The sequence below is a fragment of the Actinomadura sp. BRA 177 genome (assembly GCF_013372625.1).
Lineage (GTDB): Bacteria > Actinomycetota > Actinomycetes > Streptosporangiales > Streptosporangiaceae > Spirillospora.
Window position 1 is genome coordinate 1 of record NZ_JABXFD010000655.1, and the last position, 20,282, is coordinate 20,282.

21 protein-coding genes and 1 pseudogene are annotated in these 20,282 nt (G+C 72.1%); 12 read left to right on the forward strand and 10 right to left on the reverse strand.

From position 1 onward, the window contains the following. Both HUX53_RS36440 and HUX53_RS36445 read right to left on the reverse strand, forming a co-directional pair. Positions 1 to 424, reverse strand: a 424-nt coding sequence (locus HUX53_RS36440) for a hypothetical protein (RefSeq protein WP_217920330.1), incomplete at its 3' end; no start/stop codon positions are given. Between the two features lie 151 nt (positions 425 to 575). Continuing rightward, a complete protein-coding gene (locus tag HUX53_RS36445; protein ID WP_176407831.1) occupies positions 576 to 836 on the reverse strand; it encodes a hypothetical protein in 261 nt (86 codons plus the stop codon). A 255-nt stretch (positions 837 to 1,091) separates the two neighbouring features. Between HUX53_RS36445 and HUX53_RS36450 the strand changes: the two genes are divergently transcribed. Then, positions 1,092 to 2,600, forward strand: a complete 1,509-nt coding sequence (locus HUX53_RS36450; RefSeq protein ID WP_309237607.1) for a long-chain-fatty-acid--CoA ligase — start codon at positions 1,092 to 1,094, stop codon at positions 2,598 to 2,600. On the opposite strand, the gene HUX53_RS36455 is transcribed toward HUX53_RS36450, so the two are convergent. Continuing rightward, on the reverse strand, positions 2,597 to 3,691 hold the full coding sequence (locus HUX53_RS36455) for a winged helix DNA-binding domain-containing protein (protein ID WP_176407833.1): 1,095 nt from the start codon (positions 3,689 to 3,691) through the stop codon (positions 2,597 to 2,599). The two genes, HUX53_RS36450 and HUX53_RS36455, sit on opposite strands and share 4 nt — an antisense overlap. A 15-nt stretch (positions 3,692 to 3,706) precedes the next feature. Between HUX53_RS36455 and HUX53_RS36460 the strand changes: the two genes are divergently transcribed. From HUX53_RS36460 to HUX53_RS36475, 4 genes and pseudogenes are all read left to right on the forward strand, one after another. Continuing rightward, positions 3,707 to 4,018 carry a hypothetical protein gene (locus tag HUX53_RS36460; protein ID WP_176407834.1) on the forward strand — a complete coding sequence of 104 codons (312 nt, stop codon included), beginning with the start codon at positions 3,707 to 3,709 and terminating at the stop codon, positions 4,016 to 4,018. Between the two features lie 15 nt (positions 4,019 to 4,033). Next, a pseudogene (locus tag HUX53_RS43240) lies at positions 4,034 to 4,267 on the forward strand (SIP domain-containing protein); the annotation flags it as partial. 101 nt (positions 4,268 to 4,368) lie between these two features. Next, the gene (locus HUX53_RS36470; RefSeq protein ID WP_176407836.1) at positions 4,369 to 4,893 is read left to right on the forward strand and encodes a hypothetical protein; all 525 of its coding nucleotides are present in this window, start codon (positions 4,369 to 4,371) and stop codon (positions 4,891 to 4,893) included. A 645-nt stretch (positions 4,894 to 5,538) separates the two neighbouring features. Beyond that, positions 5,539 to 6,198 carry a hypothetical protein gene (locus HUX53_RS36475; RefSeq protein WP_176407837.1) on the forward strand — a complete coding sequence of 220 codons (660 nt, stop codon included), beginning with the start codon at positions 5,539 to 5,541 and terminating at the stop codon, positions 6,196 to 6,198. 164 nt (positions 6,199 to 6,362) lie between these two features. On the opposite strand, the gene HUX53_RS36480 is transcribed toward HUX53_RS36475, so the two are convergent. The 3 genes from HUX53_RS36480 to HUX53_RS36490 form a co-directional block, all read right to left on the reverse strand. Beyond that, complete coding sequence (locus tag HUX53_RS36480) at positions 6,363 to 7,154, reverse strand: IclR family transcriptional regulator (RefSeq protein WP_176407838.1); 792 nt, start codon at positions 7,152 to 7,154, stop codon at positions 6,363 to 6,365. A 62-nt stretch (positions 7,155 to 7,216) separates the two neighbouring features. Next, positions 7,217 to 8,866, reverse strand: a complete 1,650-nt coding sequence (locus HUX53_RS36485) for a thiamine pyrophosphate-binding protein (protein ID WP_176407839.1) — start codon at positions 8,864 to 8,866, stop codon at positions 7,217 to 7,219. A 41-nt stretch (positions 8,867 to 8,907) separates the two neighbouring features. Then, positions 8,908 to 9,660 carry an SDR family NAD(P)-dependent oxidoreductase gene (locus HUX53_RS36490; protein WP_176407840.1) on the reverse strand — a complete coding sequence of 251 codons (753 nt, stop codon included), beginning with the start codon at positions 9,658 to 9,660 and terminating at the stop codon, positions 8,908 to 8,910. Between the two features lie 102 nt (positions 9,661 to 9,762). Here HUX53_RS36490 and HUX53_RS36495 point away from each other — a divergent pair, with 102 nt between their 5' ends. From HUX53_RS36495 to HUX53_RS36505, 3 genes are read left to right on the forward strand one after another with little or no spacing between them, the layout of a single operon-like run. Further along, positions 9,763 to 10,803, forward strand: a complete 1,041-nt coding sequence (locus tag HUX53_RS36495; RefSeq protein WP_176407841.1) for an ABC transporter permease — start codon at positions 9,763 to 9,765, stop codon at positions 10,801 to 10,803. Then, positions 10,800 to 11,876: a sugar ABC transporter substrate-binding protein gene (locus HUX53_RS36500; RefSeq protein WP_176407842.1), complete on the forward strand. Its 1,077-nt coding sequence runs from the start codon at positions 10,800 to 10,802 to the stop codon at positions 11,874 to 11,876. The genes HUX53_RS36495 and HUX53_RS36500 overlap by 4 nt, the downstream gene beginning before the upstream one ends. Position 11,877: 1 nt before the next feature. Continuing rightward, on the forward strand, positions 11,878 to 13,371 hold the full coding sequence (locus tag HUX53_RS36505) for a sugar ABC transporter ATP-binding protein (RefSeq protein ID WP_176407843.1): 1,494 nt from the start codon (positions 11,878 to 11,880) through the stop codon (positions 13,369 to 13,371). On the opposite strand, the gene HUX53_RS36510 is transcribed toward HUX53_RS36505, so the two are convergent. The 3 genes from HUX53_RS36510 to HUX53_RS36520 all read right to left on the reverse strand — a co-directional run bounded on the left by HUX53_RS36510 (position 13,368) and on the right by HUX53_RS36520 (position 16,058). Next, positions 13,368 to 14,306: a TIGR03621 family F420-dependent LLM class oxidoreductase gene (locus HUX53_RS36510; protein WP_176407844.1), complete on the reverse strand. Its 939-nt coding sequence runs from the start codon at positions 14,304 to 14,306 to the stop codon at positions 13,368 to 13,370. The two genes, HUX53_RS36505 and HUX53_RS36510, sit on opposite strands and share 4 nt — an antisense overlap. Before the next feature lie 139 nt (positions 14,307 to 14,445). Next, positions 14,446 to 14,997 (reverse strand): GNAT family N-acetyltransferase, encoded by a 552-nt coding sequence (locus tag HUX53_RS36515; RefSeq protein ID WP_176407845.1) that lies wholly within the window; start codon positions 14,995 to 14,997, stop codon positions 14,446 to 14,448. Further along, positions 14,994 to 16,058: a phosphotransferase family protein gene (locus HUX53_RS36520; RefSeq protein ID WP_309237608.1), complete on the reverse strand. Its 1,065-nt coding sequence runs from the start codon at positions 16,056 to 16,058 to the stop codon at positions 14,994 to 14,996. Before HUX53_RS36520 ends, HUX53_RS36515 begins: the two co-directional genes overlap by 4 nt. A 106-nt stretch (positions 16,059 to 16,164) precedes the next feature. Between HUX53_RS36520 and HUX53_RS36525 the strand changes: the two genes are divergently transcribed. The 3 genes from HUX53_RS36525 to HUX53_RS36535 all read left to right on the forward strand — a co-directional run bounded on the left by HUX53_RS36525 (position 16,165) and on the right by HUX53_RS36535 (position 18,510). Then, entirely contained in the window at positions 16,165 to 17,457 is a 1,293-nt protein-coding gene (locus tag HUX53_RS36525) for an acyl-CoA dehydrogenase family protein (RefSeq protein ID WP_176407846.1), read from the forward strand. Continuing rightward, a complete protein-coding gene (locus HUX53_RS36530) occupies positions 17,450 to 18,082 on the forward strand; it encodes a TetR/AcrR family transcriptional regulator (protein ID WP_176407847.1) in 633 nt (210 codons plus the stop codon). Before HUX53_RS36525 ends, HUX53_RS36530 begins: the two co-directional genes overlap by 8 nt. A gap of 65 nt (positions 18,083 to 18,147) precedes the next feature. Then, on the forward strand, positions 18,148 to 18,510 hold the full coding sequence (locus HUX53_RS36535) for a VOC family protein (RefSeq protein ID WP_176407848.1): 363 nt from the start codon (positions 18,148 to 18,150) through the stop codon (positions 18,508 to 18,510). Here the strand turns inward: HUX53_RS36535 and HUX53_RS36540 are convergent. Then, entirely contained in the window at positions 18,425 to 19,576 is a 1,152-nt protein-coding gene (locus HUX53_RS36540; protein WP_176407849.1) for an amidohydrolase family protein, read from the reverse strand. The two genes, HUX53_RS36535 and HUX53_RS36540, sit on opposite strands and share 86 nt — an antisense overlap. Before the next feature lie 57 nt (positions 19,577 to 19,633). Between HUX53_RS36540 and HUX53_RS36545 the strand changes: the two genes are divergently transcribed. After that, positions 19,634 to 20,137 carry a GNAT family N-acetyltransferase gene (locus HUX53_RS36545; protein WP_217920331.1) on the forward strand — a complete coding sequence of 168 codons (504 nt, stop codon included), beginning with the start codon at positions 19,634 to 19,636 and terminating at the stop codon, positions 20,135 to 20,137. The last annotated feature ends 145 nt before the right edge of the window (positions 20,138 to 20,282 follow it).

Sequence of the window (20,282 nt, forward strand, 5' to 3'; positions counted from 1 at the left end):
GGGGCGGGATGGTTTCCAGGAGGTGGATCAGTTCGAGCGCCGTTCTCACGTAGAGCGGGTGGTCCGCGCCTTCGCGTTGGCGCCATTCGGATCCCGGGGATGCGAGTTGCTCCTGGCCGTCCACGGAGGGGTGGGTGCGTTCGTCCGCGATCGCGGCTGTTGCGAGGCGTGCGTGGCGGGGGGTGTGGCGGCGGGTCGTGTAGCGGGCCACGTCGGCCGGTTGCCAGCCTCGGGACCGGGCCGTGGTGATGCCTTGCCGCAGGCGGGTGGCCAGGTAGTGGTCGGTGGCGGGACGGTCCGCCAAGGCGGCCACCAGGCGGCCGAACGTCGTGCTGTCACCGAGGCGGAGTGACCGCACCGCCTCGGTGGTCAGGGTGACGATGTCCTCCGGTGAGCCGGGACCGCGTCGCCACGACTTCCGCATCACCACTCCCGCCGGCCGGTTTCACGCACATCGCATCCTGCCATTCGAAAGCCGGTGCGCGGGTCGGGCCGCCCGGTCGGCGCCGGGATCGTGTGGCCGCACATGCGAAGGCCCCGGTCAACTGGACCGGGGCCGTCGAGCGAGGGGGTTACTAGCCTTCGCCGCGCATTTCCTCCACCACGACGCTCTGGTAGGCGCGCGTAGTGTCGGGGACGTAGCTGAGCCGCGCGAGGGCCTTGCCGTCGTGGTCGCGGATCTCGAAGTGGTAGCCCTCACGGGTCGAGCCGACGTGCGCCACGGCCTGGTCGTGCCGGAGCCGGCACATCGTGTCGACCTTCTCCAGCGCCACCTTCAGGCTCCCCGCGTCGCTGATGAGCCGCGCAGGCTCACTCGTCTCCCAGATCTCGAACATTGGTCGTCCTGTCGGCGGTCGGTCGGAAGGAACGGGCGGGGCATTCCAGACGTCGGCCACAGCTTGCGCCCATTTGGTGGATCTTTCAACCAGTCCAGGTATCGGATTGATCACTATTCGAAGTTGTCCACGCTCACAGCGTCATGTCCGCATGTGGCGGCGTATCGGTGCTTTCCCGGGAAGTGCTCGGATCGATAGGGTCGCCCGCACGGAACCGAATGAGATTCGGAAGGGGTCGGGGTGGAGTACCGGGTCGTGTCCATCGTCCGTGACCACGCCCGCGAGCGGGGGACGGCGCCCGCCGTTACCGGCGACGGGCGGACCGTGAGTTACGCCGAGCTCGACGAGCGCTCCAGCCGGGCGGCGCGGGCGCTGGAGGCGGCGGGGCTCGGGCCCGGCTCGCGGGTCGCCTACGTCGGCAAGAACGCGCCCGAGTTCTTCGACCTGCTGTTCGGCGCCGCGAAGATCGGTGCTGTGACCGCCCCGGTGAACTGGCGGCTGACCCCCGCCGAGATCGCCGCGGTCGTCGCCGACGCGGGCGCGCCGGTGACCGTGCTGGACGCCGAGTTCGCGGAGCTGGCCGGCGAGATCCCCGGACGTGTCGTCCGCACCGGCGGCGAGCATGAGGGGTGGCTGGCGGAGCATCCCGCCGACGACCCCGGCTTCGTGGGCGGAGCGGACGACATCGTCGTGCAGCTCTACACCTCCGGCACGACCGGGGTACCGAAGGGCGTCCAGCTCAGCAACGCCAACTTCGAGGTGGGGGAGCGGATGGCACGCCGCTGGCGGCTGGACGGCTCGTCGGTGAGCCTCGTCCCGATGCCGCTGTTCCACATCGGCGGCTCCGGCTGGACGCTGGCCGGGATGTACGCGGGCTGCCGGCAGGTGCTCGTCCGCGACATCGACCCAGCCGCGCTGGTCGACACCTTCGAGCGCGAGCGGATCACGAACGCGTTCATCGTCCCGGCCGTCCTGCAGTTCATGTGCCAGGTCCCGGGCGCGGCGGGCCGCGACTACTCGGCCCTGCGCGCGATCACCTACGGCGCGTCCCCGATCACCTCGGAGGTGCTGCGCCGCGCCCTGGACACGTTCAAGGCGCCGCTCTTCCAGCTGTACGGGATGACGGAGACGACCGGCGCCATCGTCCAGCTGGAGCCGGAGGACCACGACCCCGGGGGTCCGCGCGGGCATCTGATGCGCTCGGCCGGACGCCCCTACGACTGGGTCGAGGTGAAGATCGTCGAACCGGGCGGGACCGCCGAGCGCGCCGCCGGGGAGGTCGGCGAGGTGCTGACGCGCTCCCCGCAGAACACGCCCGGCTACTGGAACCGCCCGGAGGAGACCGGCCGGCTCATCGCCGGGGACGGCTGGCTCCGCACCGGCGACGCCGGCTATGTGGACGACGAGGGCTACCTGTTCCTCACCGACCGGATCAAGGACATGATCGTCACCGGCGCGGAGAACGTGTACCCGATCGAGGTCGAGGAGGTCCTCGCCGCCCATCCCGCCGTCGCGGACGTGGCGGTCATCGGCGTCCCGGACGAGCGCTGGGGCGAGACCGTCAAGGCCGTCGTCGTGCTCGCGCCGGGCACCGAGCTCACCGAGGACGAGGTCATGGCGTACGCGCGCGAGCGGCTCGCGGGCTTCAAGCGCCCCCGCTCGGTCGACTTCGTGGACGCGCTGCCCCGCAACCCCAGCGGCAAAATCCTCAAGAAGGACCTCCGCGCCCCCTACTGGGAAGGGCTGGGCCGCACGATCGCCTAGGCCTCGACGCTGACGACGGTCTCCTTGGCATCCGGTTCAAGGAACTGTAGGAGCGCCTCCCCTTCAATGGTCAGCTCGTTGACGGCCGCTTGGGGGAGGGGCTCGAACGGACGCATCCGTAGCGTGGCGACCCTGCGCTTGTACTCGGTCTCCCAGATGCCGTGCGCGAAGCCGCCCCAGAGGAAAACGGCACGGACACGCAGGTTCTTGGTGGTGAGCATGGGCCGGTGGGCGTCGGAGATGATCCGACGGCGATCGGCGTGCGCCAGGACCAGGCTGTCGAACTCGGGCAGGAAGCGTGCAGGTGCCGGGACGTCCTCACCGGGACGCGGGGCGTCCGGCAGGTCGAACAGTTCCCGGCCCTTGTCGTCGGCGAAGACGAGAAGGCCGGGACGCAGCCGTTCCAGCGCCTCGCCGGTGGAGGCGAGCCCGGACCACGTCTGCGCGTCCGCAGCGGAGGCCGGCCCATAGGCCGCCAGGTACCGGAGCACCAGTTCGTCGACGGCCTCCTCGGGCGTCGGCTCGTCGTGAAGCCAGGTGCCGGCCGGTGTGAACTGCGACGTGCGAGGGAAACCCCACCTGTCCTCCGTGGGAACCATGACCAGCGGCACGCACAGCCGGACGGTGTAGCCGAGGGCACGGTCGTTGACGTCCGGGAACTGTTCCTGAAGCAGTGCGCGCATCTCGTTGAACGTCCGGGGCTGCTCAGCGAGCAGTGAACGCGCCGCCGGGACGACCTTTCCCAGGTCCAGCCCCTTGGCGCGATCGCCCAGGACGCGCAGGGCGCCGTCCAGCATCGGCTGCATGGTCGTGCGGAACGCCGTGTAGTCGGCTCCCGCCATCAGATGCAGGGTGGCTCGCATCATCGTGGCGCGGACGATCGACCGGTCGCGCAACGCGGCGTGCAGGTCGGACGACTGGAAACCGTCCAGCCGAGTCCACAGCCCCAGAAACGGCGGCTTGGGCTCCTGCGCCTGCATGCCGAACAGCCGCCGCACGGCCTCGTCGACAGGGACGGCCTCCCGGGCGAGCAGCAGCTGGCGTGCCAGCGTGGCGCGGTTGAGGGCCTGGAGGCTCAGAGTCTCTGCCATCCGTCCAGGATGCCGGTGGCCACCGACAAAGTGTCCGAAGAACACGGCGCTCCGGCGCACGGCCTAGCCTGGAGGCCCGGCCGGCAGGCCCGCGTCCGCGTGGCGGACATCACGGCCGCCCGGACGTGGACGAGTGGTGCTGTCCGAAATGCGCTGCCACGTACTCGGGTCTGGGACTACGACCGGCCCGCCGGAGAGGAGACGGCCTCGGTCCCGTTCGCCGCCATGCTCCGCGCCACAGAACCGGACGATCCGGTGCGCGGTGTGATCGAGGTCTCCCGCCCGGACGACGGGCTGCCGCTCTCGAGGGCCGGGGAGCCGACCTGATGCCACCGCGGGGACGGGTCCGCGGCTCCGCGACTTCTGGACGCGGTGCGCGGCCTGCGTCTGCCGCCCGAGCCGGGAATCGCCTGCGTGGCCGGGAAGGCACGCACCGTGCATGCCGTTCGGGCGCACCTGGTCCGCGACCGAGCCCGTCCGCGCGGGTCCGTGCTGGTCAGGCCGTTCTGGACGCCCGCCCGGCGCGGGATCGAGTGGTCCCTGGAACGATCGACGGGCGCGGGGGTTACGGGGTGATATTTCTTGAAATGCACGTGCATCAGCTCTTGCACCTGCACGCCATCCCTAGCAGGATGATCCCCGGACCCCCCCCGCACGTGAACTCCCCGGAGATCGCGATGAACGCACACTTGAGCGACAGTGACCGACAGGCGCTGCGGCTGGCCCAGGATCTCCGCGAGGAGATGCGGGCGGCCCTCCCGCAGCTGCCGGCCCCTTCGGTCTCCCCGTTCGTCGACCAGTCCGGGATGCCGAGCGTCCTGCTGAAGATGGACGCCGAGACCGCCCAGGCGCTCATGGCCGTGCTGGCCGAGCGCCGTGCGGGGCCGGGCGGTGTTCCCGGGCCCGAGCCGCGCCGGGCGGACGGCTCGCACGTCCCGCCCGTGGCCCAGGCCGTTCCGGCGGCGCAGGGCCCCATCGTGGCGGCGGCCGGCCCGTACGGCGAGCCCGCCTATCCGGGCACCGAGTACGGGGGAGCCGCCTACCCGGGCACTGAGTACCCGGGAGCCGAGTACCCGGGGACCGCGTATGCGGGGCCCGCCTATGCGGAGGCTCCGTACGTCCCGCAGCAGCCGGGCGCCCCGGTCTTCACCGGCGGCACCGGCCCGGCGCCGCTCGTGCCGACGGTCTACCCGACGCACTGACGCCGCGCCGCGCGCGGGCCAAGGCGCGGCCGCCGCGCGCCGCGCGAGGCTTTACCTCCCCCAGGGCTGCAGCTGGAATGTTCGTTTGGGTACAGGCGTTCTTTGCACTGTCGTGGTGATGCTGCGACCATCCGGTCCAGTACCAGCGCGGCCCTCTGCCCGCCTCGGGTCAGCACCCGAGAAAAAGATCTACCTGGGCAAAGGTAAAGAAAAGACGAGTTTGGCAAAAGCACGGTTTGTCCGTATATAGTCAAGCTCAGGTCGGGCCAAAGAACCCTTGACCTGGCCAATCGCATAGCCGTCGCCTCCCGCCCGCCAGGCGGGATCCACTCTGCCGAATCGCGGTCGCACCATGCACCGGCCGCGCACCGGGTGGGCCCATGAGCCCCCGGCCGGCAGCTCTTCCGCTTCATTGAAGTCCGCGTCTCACGCACGTCCGGGAACGGTCGTGCGCGACTGAGCGCGGGCGCGGTCCGCCATGCCCGTGGACCGTTCCAAGCGGGTCCTTCCCCGCGGCGGCATCTCCCGAGTCCCGAGTCTCGGAGCCGCTCCCCCCTGCCCGGAAACGGCGCATCGCCACCAGTACCGAACGGCGGTGCCCCCCGGCGCGGAGCGGCAGCCCTGTACCCCGAACGAAGGAAATCCATGCAGCAGCGAGCGATCAACGTCGTCCTGACCGGCGTCACCGGCACCGCCCTCGCGGGCATGCTCGTGGCCGGTGTCGCAGCCGCCAGTGACGACTCCGCTCCGGACAAGCAGTTCCTGTCGCAGCAGGCCGTGGCCTCGCAGGAGCACAAGACCGCCCCCAAGCACACGCTGAACGAGGGCGGCAAGAGCACGGCCAAGAACGACGCCAAGGCCGGCGACAAGGCCGGCAAGAACGACTCCAAGCGCGCGGAGAAGGACTCCAACGTCCTCCTCAGCGGCAAGACCACCGCGTCCTACTTCTGGGACGACGGGTCGGGCGTGAACGGCGACACCGGCGCCCCCGCCGGCGGCAAGCCGATGCAGAAGGGGCTGTTCGCCAGCCCGAGCTGGCCCCTGCACACCAAGGTCAAGGTGACCTACGACGGCCGCAGCGTCACCGGCTTCATCGGCGACCGCGGGCCCGGCAAGCCCTCGCACCGGGGCATCATGCTCGACCTCGACACCTACACCTTCCGCTACCTGCTGGACGGTGAGAAGCCGAAGAGCAAGTACACCTCCGGTACGGGCGAGGGCCACCTGAAGAACGTCAAGTGGGAGGTCCTCTCCTGGGGCAAGGGCGCCGGGAAGAAGGGCGAGCCCCGGCCGTTCGGCTCCTGATCCGAATCGGCTCACGGCCACAATTGACGTGCGGCCGGCAGGCCGCCGGTGAAATGGCTCACAAAGGAAATGTGAGCCCGCTCACGGCCGCCCGCGAGGCCTCGCACGGACCCGGCACAGGGCTGCCGGTGCATGGAAAACGGGGATTCCCCGGGATCGCGAGATCACCGGGGGATCCCCATTTTCAGCTCTCCGGGCTCCCGCGCCAGCTCCCGGGACAGCGCCAGCGCCGCGGTGCGGACGGCGGGCGCGAGCCGGTCCAGGTCCAGCCGGCACACGTTCCCGGTGATGGATATCGCGGCGATGGCGCGGCGCCGCCGGTCCAGGATCGGCGCGGCCACGGCCGACACCCCCGCCTCCGACTCCTCGCGGTTCACCGCGTAGCCGCGGTCGGCGGTCCGGTCCAGCTCCCGCCGCAGCAGCCCCGGCATGATGATCGTGTGCGGGGTGTAGCGGACGAGCCCGCGGGTGAGGACCGAGTCCAGCCGCTCCGGCGGCCCGAGCGCGAGGAACAGCTTCCCGGTCGCCGTGCAGTACGCGGGCAGGCGCCCGCCCACCCGGGACACGATCGGCATCGAGCGCCGCCCGCTCACCTTCTCCAGGAACAGCGTGTCCGTCCCGTCCAGGACGGCCAGGTGGATGTTCTCGTGCGTCGCCTCGTACAGATCCTCCAGGTAGGGGAGCGCGGCCTCGCGCAGCCCGCGCGGCCGGGGCGCCCGCTGGCCGAGGACGAACAGCCGCATGCTCAGCCGGTAGCCGTTCGCGGTCCGCTCGACGCCGCCCCACCGCACCAGCTCGCCCAGCAGGCGGTGCGCGGTCGGCTTCGGCAGGCCGGTGCGGGCGGCCAGCTCGGTGAGGGTCAGCTCGGTGTCGGCGGAGCCGAAGGCGTCCAGCAGGCTGAGGCCGCGCGCCAGCACCGACCTCGGCGGATCCCCGCCCGCGGCACGACCGTCCATCCCCCGATGGTGTCCGCGATCGTGCCGGTCGGCAAGGGCCGGAAACCGGCCGGGCGGTCCCGTCATCCGCCGGTACCTGCGCCGTGCCCGGCGACCGGCGCCTCGATGAGCAGCGGCGCGGCCAGGTCCTTGACCCCGGCGACCGCGTCCCGCAGCTCGCCCGCCGAACCCGCGCGCAGCGCCTCGACGCCGAACGTCCGCGCGGCGCTCTGCCAGTCGATCGCCGGCGGGGCGAGATCCATGCCGATGTAGCGGCCGTGCTCGGCGGCGGCTCCGCCGCCCTCATCGAGGGTGTCCTTGAGCGTCCGGTACTCGCCGTTGTTCATGACCACGAACGCGACGGGGACCTCGTATCGGGCCGCGCTCCACAGGCCCTGCAGGCCGAACATCGCGCATCCGTCGCCGAGCACCGCGACGACCGGGCGGTCCGGGTCCGCCATCCGGGTGCCGACCGCCGCGCCGATGCCCCAGCCGAGGCCGCCGCCGACCGTGTGCACGTACGAGCCGGGCAGGTTCTGCCGCAGCACCGCCCGCAGCTTCAGGCCGACGGTGATCGCCTCTTCGACCACGACCGTCCCGTCCGGCAGGCCGGACGCGACGGCGTGGGCGGCGGCGCGCGGATCCATGGGGGACGGCCCGTAGGCCGACCGCGCCTCCACCTCCACCTCGTCCCGCGCCTGGCCGTGCCGGGCGCCGAGCCGCTCGATGCGCTCCCGCGCGTCCGGTACCCGCCCGTCCAGTTGATCGGCGAGTGCCCGAAGCGTCCCGGCCAGCCCGCCGGTCAGGCCGTGCTGGACGGCGAAGTTCCGTCCGATCTCGGCGGGATCCTCGTCCACCTGCACGATCGCCAGCCCGTCGGGGACGGCCGGGCCGGGCGTGTAGTGGTGCGGCATGAACGCGTGGCATCCGACGATGAGCGCCACATCGTGCTCGGCGAGCGTCTCCCGGATGACCGCGTTGCGCGGCGGCAGCATCCCCGCGTACAGGGGATGCCCGGTGGGGAAGTCGATCCCGTCGTTCATCGGCTGGTGGTGGACGGCCGCGCCGAGCCGCTCCGCCACCGCGACGAGTTCGGCGACCGCGCCGGCCCGTCCCACCCCGTCGCCCGCGATCACCACGGGACGTTCCGCGCCCGCCAGCAGCGCCGCGGCGGCGACGGTATCGGCCGGTCCCGGGCCCGTCAGCGGGGAGCGAGCGGGCACGGCGACGTCGGCGTCCTCCTCCAGCAGGTCCATGGGCACCGACACCAGGACGGGCCCGGCCGGGGGACGCGCCGCGAGCGCGAACGCCCGCCGCAGCACGATCGGGAGGTCGTAGGCGTGCTGCACCTCGACCGCCTGCTTCGTCGCCGCCGACGCGAGCCCGACCAGGTCGCCCGACAGCATCGGATCCTGGCGGAGATGCCGCCGGTCCTGCTGACCGGCCACGATCACCATTGGGGTCCGGGAGCGGAGCGCGTTCAGCATCCCGATCAGCCCGTTGGCGACGCCCGCCGCCACGTGCAGGCTGGCGAGGGACGTGCGCCGCGACGCCCGCGCGTACCCGTCCGCCATCGCCACCACGGACCCCTCCTGCAGGCCCAGCACGTACCGCAGATCGGGAGCCTCCGCCAGCGCGTCCATCAGGGGGAGCTCGGTCGTGCCGGGGTTGCCGAAGATCCGCGTCACGCCCTCGTCCCGCGCGATCTCCAGCAGCGCCTCGATGGGCCTCATGTCCTGCCTTTCAGTTGGTTGCAAGGGTCAGTGCCCGGTGGTCAGTGCAGGGCGGAGCCGCCGTCGATGTTGATCGTCTGCCCGGTGAGGAAGCCGCTGCCCTCGTCGCACACGTACAGCAGCGTGGACACCACGTCGCGGGGCTCCTCCACGGAGCGCACGACCTGCAGGTCCCGTACCCGCTCGAACCCGCCGTCCGCGCCGGTCGTGCGCGCGGCGGTCTCGGTGCGGGTGAGGCCGGGCGCGATCGCGTTGACCGTGATCCCGTACGGGCCGGCCGCGCTCGCCAGCGCCCGCGTGAACCCGACGAGCCCGGCCTTGGACGTGGTGTACGCGACGAGGTCGGGCGGACCGAGGAACACCACGGCGGAGGTGATGTTCACGATCCGGCCCCATCCCGCGGCCTTCAGGTGGGGGAGCGCGGCGCGGGACACCAGGAACGGGCCGTCGAGGTTCACCCGCATGATCCGGCGCCAGTCCTCCAGCGTGGTCTTCTCGAACTCCAGCGGCGGATAGATCCCCGCGTTGTTCACGACGATGTGCAGCGCCCCGAACCGGGCGGCCGCCTCCGCGACCGCGGCCTCGACCTCGTCGGGGTCCGTCACGTCCGCGCGCAGGGGATGGAAGCCGTCGCCGACCAGGTCCGCGGTGCCCGACATGTCGGCGAGGTCGAGGCCCGCGACCCGGTGCCCGCGCGCGGCGAGGGCGACCGCGAACTCCCGCCCCAGCCCGCCCGCCGCACCGGTCACGAGGGCGACCCGCTGCGTTCCGTCGTTGGACGGCGTCTCGCTCATGGACGGAAGCGTGCGCCACCCCCGGCACCCCGGCAAGACCCCGTTTTCATTGGTTGAAACGGGTTCCTTGTGGCGCGGTGCCGCGGGTCACATGCTCGCCGCATGTCCGTACGAAAGCCCGCGGCCAGGCCGGCCTCGGAGAACGACGACCGGGACGGCCCGCCGGCGCGCCGCCGGGCGCGGCGGCCCTTCCCCGACGAGGCCGGCGTCGTCGGGGTGCTCGTCCTGCTGGTGTTCGGCGTCGGGCTGCTCAAGCCGGACTTCCTGCAGACCGGGAACCTGCTCACGACCGCGCACAACTCCGTCTACGTCGGGCTGATGGCGTGCGGGATGGTGTTCGCGCTCGCCATGCGGGAGGTCGACCTGTCGGTCGGCGGCATGTACGCGATGGGGATCGTCGTCGGGGCGCTGCTGATCCGGGACGGCTGGAACCCGTGGCTCGCGGCGCTCGCCGTCCTGGCGCTGTCGGCGCTGCTGGGCGCGCTCAACGGCGCCGTCACGACCTACCTGCGGCTGCCGTCCTTCATCGTCACGCTCGCCACGCTGATGCTGCTGCGCGGCATCGGCCTGGCGCTGGCCCAGGGCAAGCAGGTCACGAACCTGCCGCAGGACCACGCGTTCTTCCGCGTCCTCGGCGGCGGGGAGTCGCTCGGCGTCCCCAACGCGGTGTGGGTGTTCGCCTTCGCCGTGATCGTGCTGACCGTCGTGTTCACCCGGACGCGGTTCGGCGCGCGGGTGCGGGCCATCGGCTCCAACCCCGAGGCCGCCGCGTTCGGCGGGCTGCCCGTCACCCGCACCCGCATCGCCGCGCTGGCGCTGTCGGGCCTCATGGCGGGGGTCGCGGCCGTCCTCGCGCTGGCGTTCTTCATCGCCGGGGACCCCACCATCGGCCAGGGCTACGAGCTCACCGCCATCGCCGCGGCCATCATCGGCGGCACCCCGCTGAGCGGCGGGACCGGCTCCGTCGTCGGCGCCGCGGCGGGCACCCTCATCCTCGGCGTCGTCACCGCGGCGCTGGTGTTCTTCGAGGTCCCCATCAACTGGACGACCTTCGCGACCGGCGGCGTGATCCTCGCCGCCGTCGGCGCCGCGCCGCTGCTGCGCCGCGTCCGTGACCTGCGCTCTTCAGGGAGGAACCCATGATCCCGCGTCCCCGCGGGCCCGTCGCGGCGGCCGTCGCCCTCGTGCTCGGCGTCACCCTCGGCACCGCGTCGTGCGGTGACGGCGGCGACTCCGGCGGCGAGGGCGGCCGGCTCAAGATGGGCATCGCCGTCGCCAACTACAGCCTGAACTTCGCCCGCGAGATGTACGAGGGCGCGACCGAGGCGGCCGACCAGGCCGGGAACATCGACTTCAAGGTCGTCGGCCCGCCCAACACCGACGGGCCCGCCGAGCAGCAGCTGTTCCAGAACCTCACCGTCACGCACCCGGACGGGATCGTGCTGGAGAACCTCGACCCGCCGATCTTCACCCGTCCCGCCGCGCAGGCCGTCGAGAAGGGCATCCCGATCGTCGCGCTCGACACGGCGCCGACCGACGGCAGCAAGGTCACCTTCTACGTCGGCAACGACAACTACGAGCTGGGCGGGATGCTCGCCGAGGCGACCGTGAAGAAGCTCGGCAAGGACGCGAAGGGCACCGTGGTCGTCGGCGTCCCCAACCCCGGGACGCCCGTCCTCGACAGCCGGGCCAAGGGGATCAAGGACACGTTCGCGAAGCTGGCGCCCGGCATCCGCGTCCTCGGCCCGTTCCAGACCTACAGCGACCCGGCGCAGAACTACGGCGCCTGGCAGTCGCAGGTGAACGCCCACCCCGAGGCCCTGGCGTTCCTCGGCGTCGGGGACGCCGACAGCTACAACCTCGGCCGCCTCAAGGAGCAGAAGAAGGGCACGTACCTCACCGCCGGGTTCGACGTCGACCCGAAGACCCTCGAATACATCAAGAAGGGCACCAACTTCGCCGGGATCGACCCCGAGCACTACCTCAAGGGCTACATCGCGACCGCGATCCTGATCAAGTCGGTGCGGGAGAGCGACGGCAAGCTGCCGGACGGCTGGTTCAAGACGCCCGGCCTTGTAATGAACTCGTCCAACATCGACGAGATCCTCAAGCGGCAGCAATCGGTCCAGAACGCCTACCAGTGGTACAAGCCGCAGCTCGACAAGCTGCTGGCGAACCCGGACACGAGCATCCGCCCCCTGAAGGAAGCCCGCTGACATGCTCGTCGCGTCGGACCTCGTCAAGCACTACGGCGGCGTCACCGCGCTCGACGGGGGCGGCATCACCTTGGAGGCGGGGGAGGTGCACGCCCTCGTCGGCGAGAACGGCGCCGGCAAGTCCACCCTCGTGAAGATCCTCTCCGGGGTGGTGCGGCCCGAGGGCGGCACCGTCGAGCTGGACGGCGCGCCCGTCCGGTTCACCGACGCGCGGCAGGCGGCCGGGCAGGGCGTCGCGATCGTCTCGCAGGAGCTGATGACCTACGACGACCTGACCGTGCTGGAGAACCTCTTCCCGTACGGGGCGCCGCGCCGCCGCGGTCTGGTCAGCACCCGCGAGATGCGGCGGCTCGCCCGGCCCGTCCTGGACGAGCTGGGCCTCGACCCGCCACCGCACGCGAAGGTCGGCGGGCTGCCGCTGGCCGACCGGCAGCTGCTGGAGATATGCCGGGCGCTGCTGCAGGACCCCCGCGTCCTGATCCTGGACGAGCCGACCTCGGCGCTGCCCCGCGACGCCGCCGCGCGGCTCGCCGCCGTCACCCGGCGGCTGGCCGGGCGGGGCCTCGCCGTCCTGTACATCTCGCACTTCCTGGAGGAGGTCATGCGCGTCGCGACCAGGGTCACCGTCCTCCGGGACGGCAAGGTCGTGCTGCCGGGCGCACCGGCCGCCGACGTCGGCCTGGACTCCCTGGTCACCGCGATGCTCGGGCAGCCCGCCCGGCACGCGGCCCCCGCGGCCGCCGCCCCGCGTCGCCCCGGCGGGGCGGCGGTCGCCCTCACCTCCGTCACCGTGCCGGGGCGGCTCCGCGATGTGTCGCTCACCGCGGCGGGCGGCGAGATCGTCGGGCTGGCGGGGCTGCAGGGATCGGGGCATCTCGCCGTGCTCGACGCCGTCTGCGGCCGTGCTCGCCCGTCGTCGGGGACCGTCCGGCTGCCGGACGGCCGGTCGCCGCGCTCGTCCCGGCACGCAGTCACCGAAGGCGTCGCCTACATCTCCGGCGACCGCAAGGGGCGCGGGCTGATGCTCGACAAGACGCTCTGGGAGAACATCACGTCGGTGAGCTGGCTCGGGCAGGGGCGCGGCGGCCTCATGCCGCGCCGCTCCCGGCTCGTCGGGCGGTCGCGCGGCCACCTGGAGCGGCTGCGGGTGCGCGGCGAGGTTCACGCTCGGGCGAGCAACCTGTCTGGAGGCAACCAGCAGAAGGTCGTGTTCGCCAAGTGGCTGGACGCGGACCCGGCCGTCCTCACCCTGGACGATCCGACCCGCGGCGTCGACGTCGGCGCCCGCACCGAGCTGCACGACATCGTCCGGGGCCTGGCCGCCGAAGGGAAGGTGGTGCTGATCGCCTCCAGCGACCTCGCCGAGCTGGTCGAGTTGTGCGACCGCGTCGTCGTCCTGCAGCACGGCCGCATCGTCGACACGCTGGACGGGGACCGCCTCACCGAACCGGAGCTGAGCCTCGCCATGAACGCCGGCTTCGCCGATCCCGTCTAGGAGGCCAGCAAGGGGATGACGGGGGCGAACTCCTCCATGCACGCGTCCGGGACCTGGTAGTAGGTGAAGCCGTAGCGGTCGCGGCGGGCGAGCATCTGCTCGGCGATGTGCTCGGGCGGGCCGACGAACTGGGACGGCATGTCCAGGACGAGTTCGGCCGACGCCGTCCCCCATCCTCGCTTCACCGCGACTTGGGCGGCCGTCCGCCGGGGGTCGGGGCCGAATGTGGGCGTCACCATCATGCTCAGCTCGACGTCCCGCGCCCCGGCGGCCTCCCGCACCCAGCCGACCTTGCGGGCGATGGTGTCCGGCAGCCGCTCGGTGACCTCGTCGGAGATCGTCCCTTCGGGGAGGGCGCGGGGGAGGATGCCGACGGTGTCGGCGAGCCGTCCGGCGATGCCGAGCATGCGCCTGCTTCCGGCGCCGACGACGAGCGGCGGGCGCCGTGCGGGGTGCGGGAACACCGTCAGGCCGTCGATCCGGTAGTGCTCTCCGGCGAACGCGGTCTTCTCGCCGTCCAGGAGACTTCGCAGGATGCGCAGCGACTCCTCCAGCCGTCCGACTCGAATTCCGGCCGCGTTGAAGGGCATCCCGGCGGCCTCGTACTCCTCGCGCAGCCAGCCCGCGCCGATGCCCAGCTCGAACCGTCCGTCCGAAAGGTGGTCGAGGGTCGCGGCCTCCTTGGCGAGCATCACCGGATGCCGGTAGTCGTTGGCCAGGACCATCGTGCCCGACCGCAGCGTGCTCGTGACGGACGCGGCGGACGCCAGCGCCACCATCGGGGCGAGCTGGTCGCCGAACGGCTCGGCGACGAAGTGGTCCCGCAACGTCAGGACGTCGTATCCGAGGTCTTCGGCGCGGCGCGCGGTATCGGCCAGATCAGCGCCCGACCGGATCGACTCGCCCACGACACCGAAGCGAAAATTCTTTGGCATGCTCCGAGCGTGCCCGCGCACCGGGCGGGTTCGCTGGCAGGAATCCGACGTGAGTGTCGTCGACCGGCGGAACGAGGCGAGCGGCTCGGTCGCCGTCCGTGCGGCGTAAGGGCGTCACCGACTGCCCCGTTCGCACCGGTCACTCTCCAGGCTGCGTCCCGCCGCCCGGATTTTCAACCTTTGCGGGCTTCACCTGCTGAGACAGCAGCTGCCCCGGCCAGTCGCCGACCGTGAACTCCGCGACAGGGGCGAACCCGTGGCGCCGGTAGTACTGGACGAGCTGCCCGTCGCCGCCCGCGTAGCAGTCGACGCGCAGCAGGCCGGCGCCTTTCGCTCGTGCCTCGTCCTTCGCCTTGGCGATGAGCGCGCCGCCCACCCCGTGCCCGGCGAACGCGCGGTCGGTCACCAGCAGCGTGATGTAGAGCTCGGGCTCGTCGATCGGGTCGACGTAGCGCGGTGGGTGCGGTGCGACCGCCATGACTCCGGCGGGACGGCCGTCCACTTCGGCCACCCAGATCTCGTCATCGCGGGCGATGCCGGTGATGCGTTCCACCCGGCGCGGATCCTCCGACCACGGCTCGCTGCCCCACTGCCCCGTCCGGCCGTTCGCCGCGAGCCATGCCACGGCGCCGTCCAGCATCGCAAGCATCAGCGGCGCGTCGCCGGGGCCGCCCCTGCGGATCTCCGTCATGACCCGATGAACCGGTGGGCGCGCTGGAACAGGCCCAGGGTGATCGCGTGCAGCAGGTCGCCGGTCTCCTTCGGGGCCTTCCCGGCGAACGCGCGGGCGTGCGTGCCCTCCAGGACGATCCCGAGCTTGAAGCAGGCGAGCACCGCGTACCAGGTGATGGACGACAGGTCGCGCCCGGCGACGGCGTCCGCGCGCTCGGCGTAGGCGGCGACCAGCTCGTCCGCTGTCGGGAGGCCGCCGGCCGCGCCCAGGGGACCGGCCAGCGAGGCGCTCTGGTCGTCGCGGTCCGGCCAGGTGGCCAGCAGCCAGCCGAGGTCCAGCAGCGGGTCGCCGATCGTGCACATCTCCCAGTCGACGATCGCGGCGACCTCGGGGCCGTCGAAGGAGTACATCAGGTTGGCCAGGTGGTAGTCGCCGTGCAGGACGCCCGGCCGCCACACCTTGGGGCGGTTGTCCTCCAGCCAGCGGGCGACGCCGTCCAGGCCCGGGATGTCGGGGCCCGGATAGCCGTCCAGCGTGCCGTAGGAGTCGAGCTCGGACATCCAGCGGCCCACCTGCCGCTCCAGGAACCCCTCCGGCTTGCCGAAGTCGCCCAGTCCGGCGGCCTCGTGGTCGACCGCGCCCAGCGCCGACAGGGCGCGTGCCGCGTTCAGGCCCATCTCCCGCCGGACGGACGCGTCGTCCGCGTGCAACCCGGGGAGCGCCACCGTGGCGTTGAAGCCCTCCACCGGCGTCATCAAATAGAAGACGGCGCCGCCCATCACCGACTCGTCCGGGCAGGCCGCGATGAGGCGCGGCGCCGGGACGTCGGTGCCGTCGAGCGCCGCCAGGACGCGCGCCTCGCGGCGCAGGACGTCGTTCGTCCGCGCGCGCAGATGGGCCGGCCCGCGCCGCAGGACGTAGTCGCGGCCGCCCCGGCGGAACCGGATCAGCGTGTTCTGCGTGCCGCCCGCGAGGGGCACGACGTCCTCGAACGGGCCGTCCGGCAGGCCCTCGCCGTCCATCCACCCGGCGAGGACGCCGAAGTCCACGAGGGCGCGGTCGATCTGCTCAGGCTGCACGGCGGGTCCCTTTCCGACGCAAGGTCAACCGGAGAGTAACAGTCATGCACTTGCATTACTTACTGAGGTGGGCCGATTATCGGGGAAACGACGCAGGAGGCTCGCCATGGCTTGGGACTTCGAGACCGACCCCGACTACCAGGAACTCCTCGACTGGGCGGACGCCTTCGTCCGGGACGAGGTCGAGCCGCTCGACCTCGTTCTCGGCGACCCGTACGACAAGACCGACCCCCGCTACAAGCGGCTCGTCCGCCCCCTCCAGGACCGGGTGCGGGAGAAGGGCCTGTGGGCGTGCCACCTCGGCCCCGACCTCGGCGGCCAGGGATACGGCCAGGTGAAGCTGGCCCTGCTGAACGAGATCCTCGGCCGCTCCCGGTGGGCGCCGTCGGTGTTCGGCTGCCAGGCGCCCGACTCCGGCAACGCGGAGATCATCGCCCACTTCGGCACGCCCGAGCAGAAGGAGCGCTACCTGCGGCCCCTGCTGGACGGCGAGATCTCCTCGTCCTACTCGATGACCGAGCCGCACGGGGGAGCCGACCCCACGCTGTTCACCACGCGGGCCGTCCGGGACGGGGACGGCTGGGTCATCAACGGCGAGAAGTGGTTCTCCTCGAACGCCCGCCACGCGACCTTCCTGATCGTGATGGCGGTGACGAATCCCGACGTGTCGGCATACCAGGGCATGTCGATGTTCCTCGTGCCGGCGGACGCGCCCGGCCTGACCACCGTCCGGAACGTCGGCGTCGGCGGCGAACGCGAGGGCTCGCACGGCTACCTGCGCTACGAGAACGTCCGCGTCCCGGCCGAGAACCTCCTCGGCGACGAGGGCGGCGCGTTCGTCATCGCGCAGACCCGGCTCGGCGGCGGCCGCATCCACCACGCCATGCGGACGATCGCGCAGGTCCGCAAGGCGTTCGACATGATGCTGGAGCGGGCCGTCTCCCGGCAGACCCGGTTCGGCCCGCTCGCGAAGATGCAGATGACCCGCGAGAAGATCGCCGACAGCTGGATCGAGATCGAGCAGTTCCGGCTGCTCGTCCTGCGCACCGCCTGGCTGATCGACAAGCACAAGGACTACAAGAAGGTCCGCAAGGACATCGCCGCAGTCAAGGCCGCGATGCCGAAGGTCTACCACGACGTCGCGCAGCGCGCGCTGCACCTGCACGGCGCCCTCGGCGTGTCCAACGAGATGCCGTTCGCGGGCATGCTGCTCGCGGCCGAGGCGCTCGGCATCGCCGACGGCCCCACCGAGGTCCACAAGATCACCCTGGCCCGGCAGCTGCTGCGCGACGTCGAACCCGTCGAGGGCCTGTGGCCGTCCGGCCACCTGCCGACCCGCCGGGAGGCGGCCCGCGAGCGCTTCGCCGACGCGCTGGAGCTCGCGATCGCCGATGAGTGACACCCGCGGACGCCTGCTGGACGCCGCCGAGGCCCTCTACGCCGCCCGCGGCGTGGACGCCGTCAGCCTCCGGGAGATCCTCCAGGAGGCCGGCGCCCGCAACGCCACGGCCGTCCAGTACCACTTCGGGGACCGCGCCGGGATCCTCCGCGCGATCTTCACCCGGCACGCCCCCGACGTGGAGGCCCGCCGGCACGCCCTGCTCGACGCCTACGAGGACGGCGAGCAGGGCGTCCGGCCCCTGGCGGAGGCCCTCGTCCGCCCGCTCGCCGCGCGCCTCGCCGACGCGTCGGGCCGCGCCTACCTGCAGATCTGGGCGGACGTCGTGAACCGCCCGGACCCCCTCGTCCCCGTCGCCGTGCTGGACGACCCGCGCGACAGCCTCTGCCGCTGGCGCACCCTCGTCGAACCCCTCCTCGAAGCGGACGCGGCGCGCCTGCACCGCCGCTTCACCGCCATCCTGTACGCGTCGATCGAGCTGGCCCGCCGTGCACGCTCCGGCCCCCGCACCGACGACCGCCTGTTCACCAGCTACCTGATCGACGTCGTCGCCGCCATCCTCGGCGCCCCCGTCTCGCCCGAGACCCGCCGCCTCGCCGCCGAGCGCGACGCGGCGCTGAGGTGACATTCGTCCAAGACCAGCGGGGTCCGCGTCCCGCAGACTGGGCATGTCAGACCAGGGAGGACGACATGACGAGCGAGATCCGCCGGACCTTCTACCCGCTGATCAGGTCCGCCGACCCGGCGCGGACGATGGCGTGGCTGGACAAGGCCTTCGGCTTCACCGAGATCGCGGCCCACAAGGACGACACCGGGAAGATCGTCCACGCCGAGATGACCTTCGACACCGGCATGATCATGCTGGGCGCCGCCGAGACCCCCGCGGCGGCGATCTACGTGGCCGTCGACGACCCCGACGCCCACCACGACCGCGCGAAGGCCGCCGGCGCCGACGTCTTCCGGCCGCTCACCGACCAGGACTACGGCTCCCGCGACTACGCGGCCCGCGACCCGGACGGCAACGAGTGGTACTTCGGCACCTACCGCCCCTGACCGACCCGCCGCCCCGCGACGAACACCGCCGCCGGCCGCGCCAGAACCCCGGGTCGTCGCGCGGATCCTCCCGGTAGGCCACGAGATTCGCGGGACCGCCCGCCCGCAGCCCGGACACGCCGAGGAAGTCGCAGGCCGCGGTACTCGCCGCGGCCAGCGCCTTCTCCGGCGCCAGCCCCAGCTCGACCAGCAGCGCGACCTCCTCGGGCACGCTGCCCACCACGTCCGTACCGGCCAGGATCCGGACCCCGAGCCGATCCGCGAGCCGCAGCAGATGGCCGATCCGCTCCCGCCGCACCAATCGCCGCTCACGCCGCCCGGCATCCTCCCCGCTCCTAGGCGCGACCACCGCACACAGCGTCGGCGTCCACGCCCCGCCCGCCTCGGCCAGCGCCGCCACGTCCGCCTCGCTCATCCCGGCGCCGTGCTCGATCGAGTCGACCCCCGCGCCGACCAGCTCCCCCGCGAACGCCGTGGTCGTATGCGCGGCCACCCTCGCTCCGGCCCCGTGAACAGCGCTCACCAGCCTCCGAACGTCATCCACCGAGTACGTAGGAACCGCATCAGCCGGACGCGGCGCACCGGTCTCCAGCAGCGGAAAGTCGCCGATCAGCTTCACCCACCGCGCCCCGGCGCCGACCTCCGCGAGCGCCGCCTCGATCAGCCCGTCCGCCGGCACGGGCGAATGCAGCTCGGGAAAGTACTGCCCCTCCGGCGCGAGGAACCGCCCGCAGGCCATCAACCCGACGCCGCCGGGCTCCTCCAGCAGCCGCAGGGTCATGCTGCCGGGACTGCCGAGATCCCGGACGACCGTGATCCCCGCCTCCCGCGCCGCGCGCAGGTTCGCCCGCGCCTCTCCGAAGCTGAGCGGACGCGGCCACCCGTCCGCGCCGCTGCCGACGGTCAGATGGCAGTGCGCGTCGACCAGGCCCGGTAGGAAGAACCGCCCCGGAACCGGCTCGCCCCCATCCGGAGGCGTGTCCGTCCAGCGCCCCCGCTCGTCGATCCCGCCGATTCCCGCCTGCCCTTCGGGCAGGAACACGCCCTCGATCCGCCACCCCGTCATGGTCCCGAATCTAGGACTGTGACGGGCCGGCCCGAAAGGTTTGGAATGATCGGGGTCATGGATGCGGCGATGCTTCTGCGCGACGTTGAGTCCGACGATCTCGGCGCCTACATCCGAATGCGGTGCGACCCGGTCATGATGGCCGAGCTCGGGGGACCGCTGCCGGAGGACGGCATGGCGGCCAAGGTCCGCCGCGACGTCGCCGACGCGGCCGCCGACAGATCCTGGATCAAGATGATCACCCCCGCCGGCGACCCCGCCGCCGTCGCCGGGACGGTGTCACTGTGGTCCCACACCAAGGACGGCGAGACCTTCTCCGAGATCGGCTGGATGGTCCTGCCCGAATGGCAGGGCAGGGGCGTCGCCAAACGCGCCGTCCGAACAGTCCTCGAAGCCGCCCGCGAGGACGGCCGCTGGGGCACCGTCCACGCGTTCCCCGCAACGACGAACGCCCCGTCCAACGGAATCTGTCGCTCCCTCGGCTTCACGTTCGTCGAGGAGAAGGAAGTCGTCTTCGCCGGCAAGTCACTACGAGCGAACCACTGGCTCATCGAGCCCTAGCGCGCGGTTATTGGGAGGTCCGTGGGTGAGGGACGGTGTTACGGTTCGGGTGCCGGCCGCGGGACTTCGGCGCGACTTCCGGAACCCACCTCTAAAGTGATGATTCGCTGCTCGTGCTCCCCTTCCCCGGCCGGCACTCCCATCC

Coding starts and splice junctions, on each gene's coding strand:
- HUX53_RS36445 (WP_176407831.1), bottom strand. CDS start 836: ATGTTCGAGATCTGGGAGACGAGTGAGCCTGCGCGGCTCATCAGCGAC.
- HUX53_RS36455 (WP_176407833.1), bottom strand. CDS start 3,691: ATGGCAGAGACTCTGAGCCTCCAGGCCCTCAACCGCGCCACGCTGGCA.
- HUX53_RS36505 (WP_176407843.1), top strand. CDS start 11,878: ATGCTCGTCGCGTCGGACCTCGTCAAGCACTACGGCGGCGTCACCGCG.
- HUX53_RS36475 (WP_176407837.1), top strand. CDS start 5,539: ATGCAGCAGCGAGCGATCAACGTCGTCCTGACCGGCGTCACCGGCACC.
- HUX53_RS36540 (WP_176407849.1), bottom strand. CDS start 19,576: ATGACGGGGTGGCGGATCGAGGGCGTGTTCCTGCCCGAAGGGCAGGCG.
- HUX53_RS36480 (WP_176407838.1), bottom strand. CDS start 7,154: ATGGACGGTCGTGCCGCGGGCGGGGATCCGCCGAGGTCGGTGCTGGCG.
- HUX53_RS36490 (WP_176407840.1), bottom strand. CDS start 9,660: ATGAGCGAGACGCCGTCCAACGACGGAACGCAGCGGGTCGCCCTCGTG.
- HUX53_RS36510 (WP_176407844.1), bottom strand. CDS start 14,306: ATGCCAAAGAATTTTCGCTTCGGTGTCGTGGGCGAGTCGATCCGGTCG.
- HUX53_RS36500 (WP_176407842.1), top strand. CDS start 10,800: ATGATCCCGCGTCCCCGCGGGCCCGTCGCGGCGGCCGTCGCCCTCGTG.
- HUX53_RS36530 (WP_176407847.1), top strand. CDS start 17,450: ATGAGTGACACCCGCGGACGCCTGCTGGACGCCGCCGAGGCCCTCTAC.
- HUX53_RS36525 (WP_176407846.1), top strand. CDS start 16,165: ATGGCTTGGGACTTCGAGACCGACCCCGACTACCAGGAACTCCTCGAC.
- HUX53_RS36495 (WP_176407841.1), top strand. CDS start 9,763: ATGTCCGTACGAAAGCCCGCGGCCAGGCCGGCCTCGGAGAACGACGAC.
- HUX53_RS36535 (WP_176407848.1), top strand. CDS start 18,148: ATGACGAGCGAGATCCGCCGGACCTTCTACCCGCTGATCAGGTCCGCC.
- HUX53_RS36470 (WP_176407836.1), top strand. CDS start 4,369: ATGAACGCACACTTGAGCGACAGTGACCGACAGGCGCTGCGGCTGGCC.
- HUX53_RS36515 (WP_176407845.1), bottom strand. CDS start 14,997: ATGACGGAGATCCGCAGGGGCGGCCCCGGCGACGCGCCGCTGATGCTT.
- HUX53_RS36485 (WP_176407839.1), bottom strand. CDS start 8,866: ATGAGGCCCATCGAGGCGCTGCTGGAGATCGCGCGGGACGAGGGCGTG.
- HUX53_RS36545 (WP_217920331.1), top strand. CDS start 19,634: ATGGATGCGGCGATGCTTCTGCGCGACGTTGAGTCCGACGATCTCGGC.